This is a genomic window from Rhodococcus sp. EPR-157, from assembly GCF_001647195.1.
Lineage (GTDB): Bacteria > Actinomycetota > Actinomycetes > Mycobacteriales > Mycobacteriaceae > Rhodococcoides.
Genome location: NZ_LVCV01000242.1, coordinates 1 through 4,113 on the forward strand (window position 1 = coordinate 1; position 4,113 = coordinate 4,113).

Sequence of the window (4,113 nt, forward strand, 5' to 3'; positions counted from 1 at the left end):
CTCATCTGACCGCCACAGTGCGGGAGGCATCGGGGCGGGAGGTGTCGAGGACGAGCCAACCGCCGTGATACTCGTCGATCTCGAAGGCCAAGCCGGTGCGTCGGCCGAGCTCAGCGAGTGAATCGTTGTCGAACGTCCTGACATGACCGTGGCACGCAGTCGCTTCCGATTCGTACGGGACAGCGATGACGACGCGCGCGCGGGCGATTCGGATCGCCTCGTCGACGATCCGAGCGCCTACTGCGTCGTCGACGTGTTCGAGGAGATGCAACGCCGTCACGGTGTCGGCCGAGTTGTCTGCGACCGGCACGCCCGCAGCATCCGAGGTGATGACGTCGAGAGTGGCGCCCAGGTGTGGAGCGACCGTGCCGAGCAATCGCATCGTTCCCTCGGACAAGTCGGTGGCAGTGACGTCGATCCCGCGGAGCGCGAGTCGGAGCGGAAAGAACCCGAAGCACGACCCGAGGTCGAGGACGCTTCCCAGCACCAGGGATTCGGCGCGGCTGTGGACGGGAGCGAAATCCGCAGTGCCGCCGAGAAGATCGTCGAGTGAATTGCGATAGTAGGTGGTCCAGGCCTCGACAGGGTCTGCGACCGTCGATCGCACGAGTCCGACCATGACGACTTCGAATTCTCGTTGAGAGAGCTTCAAGTCGGTGACTCTCGGTACGAGACTCTCACCGATGTGCGCGGAATTCAGGCAGTGTCGGACAGTGAGGGATCCAGTGCGGTCCAGTTCGAGTGCGCCGGGAGCGAGCTGGTCGCAGAACTCGACCGTGACGTCGTCGTATCCCCAGCGACCGTCACGAGCAGGAGCAGCGCAACTTGGAGCCAAGGCGTCGAGTTCGGTCATGTCGGTTCTTTCGCTGCGGGGAGATCGAGACCGGCGTAGAGAGTGCGAGTGCCGTCGGACAGCAACTGTGCGAGATCGAGCGTCTCGTCGGTGAGCCACTGCTCGTACGCAGACATTGCCACACCGAGGACCATCCAGCCAACAGTTCGCGGAAAATGATCTGTGGGTGTGGAATGCGTTCGCGCTGCCACGTATTCGGCGATGACGTCGCGCCAACCCTCGTACATGAGCATCGAATAGCCCTGTAGAGCAGGATTTCGCAGGATCAGGGCCATGCGTTGACGGTGCACTGCCTTCTCGTCCTCGGGGAAAGTGTTGAACTCCAACAAGGCCGATCGAATTCCGTCGGCGAGCGAGGATTCGTCGGGCAGGTCGGCGAGTAGGGAACGAAGAGCGGCCAGTTGCTCGTCGAAGTCGCCCCAGGGGACGGCGTTCTTGGAGGGGAAGTATCGAAAGAACGTACGCCGAGCTATGCCAGCGGCCTCGGCGATGTCGTCGACGCTCGTGGAGTCGAAGCCATTCGTGGCGAAGAGTTCGATGCCGAGATCACTGATCTGCCCCCTCGTCGTGGACGGGCGGCGACCTACCCGGCCGGATGGTTTCTTGCGGCTGACCACTTTTTTCTCTCCGTTTGCTGTCATTGTGCACTCGATGCCATTATTGTGGTGAATCAAGTCACTGTCACCCCCGACTGTGACCGACCGAATGATTCTCGCCGATGGAGGAACAAGATGTCTCAGAACCCCAAGACAGACGTCGTCGACGCTGCAGTTGCCCAGTCCGATCTGGTCGAAGAGTCTCTCGTGGAAGAGGTTTCCATCGACGGTATGTGCGGCGTGTACTGACATGTCCGCCGTGAAGGTTGTCGACGCGTTGGATCTCGATGCACGCTGGGCCCTTCACCCGCAGGTGGCGCTGCGCCCCGAGTCTTTCGGGGCGCTGCTCTACCACTTCGGGACGCGCAAGCTCTCTTTTCTCAAGAATCGCACCATCGTAGCGATCATCGAGTCTTTTCCCGATCATCCCGACATGCGTTCCGCGATCGCTGCGGCAGGCATCGACGAGGCCGGCATGGCGCCGTACGTGAAAGCTCTTGCCACTCTGGCTGATTCGCGCATGATCACCACTCTGTGATTGCCCGACCGAACCGATTTTCCCGTTCCGCCCCGACGAAGAGGACAGCCCCATGACCTCCATGCTCGAAAGACCAGCACCACCGCCCGCGGTCGGTAAGTTGGTCGATCAGTTCGAACTCGGACTGGATGCTCCGATCTGTCTGACCTGGGAGCTGACCTACGCCTGCAACCTCTCGTGCGTGCACTGTCTGTCCTCCTCCGGTCGCCGTGACCCCCGAGAGCTCAGCACCGAGCAGTGCAAGTCCATCATCGACGAACTGCAGAAGATGCAGGTCTTCTACGTCAACATCGGCGGCGGTGAGCCGACGGTGCGGTCGGACTTCTGGGAGCTGGTCGACTACGCGACGGCACATCAGGTCGGCGTCAAGTTTTCCACCAACGGCGTCAAGATCGACAAGAAGGTTGCTGCGCGTCTGGCAGCATCGGACTACGTCGACGTGCAGATTTCCATCGACGGCGCTACCGCCGAGGTCAACGATGCGGTGCGCGGCCCAGGCTCGTTCGACATGGCATGCCGCGCGCTGGAGAACCTGAAGGAGGCCGGCTTCAAGGACGCCAAGATGTCGGTCGTCGTCACCCGACACAACGTGAGCCAGCTCGACGACTTCAAGGCACTCGCAGACAAATACGATGCCACACTGCGCATCACGCGGCTGCGTCCCTCGGGTCGCGGTGCCGACGTCTGGGACGATCTGCATCCCACGGCCGGACAGCAGCGTGAGCTCTACAACTGGCTGGTCGCCAACGGTGAAGGCGTTCTGACCGGCGATTCCTTCTTTCATCTGTCCGCGTTCGGCGATGCGCTTCCCGGCCTCAACCTCTGTGGCGCGGGACGTGTCGTCTGCTTGATCGACCCGATCGGCGACGTCTACGCGTGCCCGTTCGCGATCCACGAACAGTTCCTTGCCGGCAACATCGTCCGCGACGCGAAAGCCGGTATGGGCGGGTTCCAATCCGTTTGGCAGACATCGGAATTGTTCCAGGAACTGCGGTCTCCGCAAACCTCGGGCGCGTGCACCAAGTGTGCGCACTTCGACGCGTGCCGTGGCGGCTGCATGGCCGCCAAATTCTTCACCGGTCTCCCCATGGATGGTCCGGACCCCGAGTGCGTCATCGGCAACGGTGAACTGGCATTGGCCGGCGCGGGGGAGATCCCCAAGTCGAGCGTCGACCATTCCCGCACCGGGCAGCGCAAGACACCGAGAGCGTCGGTGCCGCTCACCTTGATGATGCGGCCACCGGCCAAGATCTGCGACGAGAATCCGCTCGCAGGAATGGAATAGGAAGAACAGCTATGGCCAAGAGTGCCTGGTTCGAGACCGTTGCCGAAGCGCAGCGCCGCGCCAAGAAACGTCTACCGAAGTCCGTGTACGCCGCGCTGGTAGCGGGGTCCGAGCGAGGAATCACCGTCGACGACAACACGGCGGCGTTCGGTGAACTGGGGTTCGCCCCACATGTTGCCGGATTGTCCGACAAACGTGATTTGTCGACGACCGTGATGGGGCAGCCATTGTCGTTCCCGGTCATGATCTCGCCGACGGGTGTGCAGGCCGTCCATCCGGACGGGGAGGTCGCCGTCGCCAGAGCAGCGGCGGCCCGCGGCATCCCCATCGGATTGTCGTCGTTCGCCAGCAAGTCGGTCGAGGAGGTCGCTGCAGCAAATCCGCAGACGTTCTTCCAGATGTACTGGGTCGGAACACGCGAGGTGCTGCTTCAGCGCATGGAGCGTGCACGGGCAGCGGGTGCCGTGGGTCTGATCATGACGCTGGACTGGTCGTTCTCCAACGGCCGCGACTGGGGAAGTCCGTCGATTCCCGAGAAGATGGACCTCAAAGCGATGTTCCAGTTCGCTCCTGAGGGCATCACACGGCCGAAGTGGTTGTGGGAGTTCGCCAAGACCGGCAAGATTCCCGACCTGACGACCCCGAACCTGACCGCGCCGGGCGGCGGCCCCGCACCGACGTTCTTCGGTGCCTACGGCGAGTGGATGGGCACCCCGCTTCCCACCTGGGACGACGTGGCGTGGCTGCGCGAGCAGTGGGGTGGGCCGTTCATGCTCAAGGGTGTCATGCGGGTCGACGATGCCAAGCGGGCGGTCGATGCTGGCGTTTCTGCGATCTCGGT

At 62.6% G+C, this 4,113-nt stretch carries 6 protein-coding genes; 4 read left to right on the forward strand and 2 right to left on the reverse strand.

Features of this window, described 5'->3' with window-relative positions:
- Position 1: 1 nt before the first annotated feature.
- Positions 2–853, reverse strand: coding sequence for a mycofactocin oligosaccharide methyltransferase MftM (mftM, locus tag A2J03_RS10895; protein ID WP_068373326.1), 852 nt, complete (start codon positions 851–853; stop codon positions 2–4).
- A complete protein-coding gene (gene mftR / locus A2J03_RS10900) occupies positions 850–1,470 on the reverse strand; it encodes a mycofactocin system transcriptional regulator (RefSeq protein ID WP_068373329.1) in 621 nt (206 codons plus the stop codon). The genes mftM and mftR overlap by 4 nt, the downstream gene beginning before the upstream one ends.
- A gap of 114 nt (positions 1,471–1,584) precedes the next feature.
- Between mftR and mftA the strand changes: the two genes are divergently transcribed.
- The 4 genes from mftA to mftD all read left to right on the forward strand — a co-directional run.
- On the forward strand, positions 1,585–1,698 hold the full coding sequence (gene mftA, locus A2J03_RS10905) for a mycofactocin precursor MftA (protein WP_068373330.1): 114 nt from the start codon (positions 1,585–1,587) through the stop codon (positions 1,696–1,698).
- 1 nt (position 1,699) lies between these two features.
- Complete coding sequence (gene mftB, locus A2J03_RS10910) at positions 1,700–1,987, forward strand: mycofactocin biosynthesis chaperone MftB (protein WP_068373334.1); 288 nt, start codon at positions 1,700–1,702, stop codon at positions 1,985–1,987.
- Between the two features lie 52 nt (positions 1,988–2,039).
- On the forward strand, positions 2,040–3,272 hold the full coding sequence (mftC, locus tag A2J03_RS10915) for a mycofactocin radical SAM maturase (protein ID WP_068373337.1): 1,233 nt from the start codon (positions 2,040–2,042) through the stop codon (positions 3,270–3,272).
- A gap of 11 nt (positions 3,273–3,283) precedes the next feature.
- A partial coding sequence (gene mftD, locus A2J03_RS10920; RefSeq protein ID WP_068373340.1) for a pre-mycofactocin synthase MftD occupies positions 3,284–4,113 on the forward strand: 830 nt, incomplete at its 3' end.

Bases quoted from the DNA above. Each gene is read 5' to 3' on its own strand.
- mftM (WP_068373326.1), bottom strand. From the start codon at position 853: ATGACCGAACTCGACGCCTTGGCTCCAAGTTGCGCTGCTCCTGCTCGT.
- mftA (WP_068373330.1), top strand. From the start codon at position 1,585: ATGTCTCAGAACCCCAAGACAGACGTCGTCGACGCTGCAGTTGCCCAG.
- mftB (WP_068373334.1), top strand. From the start codon at position 1,700: ATGTCCGCCGTGAAGGTTGTCGACGCGTTGGATCTCGATGCACGCTGG.
- mftC (WP_068373337.1), top strand. From the start codon at position 2,040: ATGACCTCCATGCTCGAAAGACCAGCACCACCGCCCGCGGTCGGTAAG.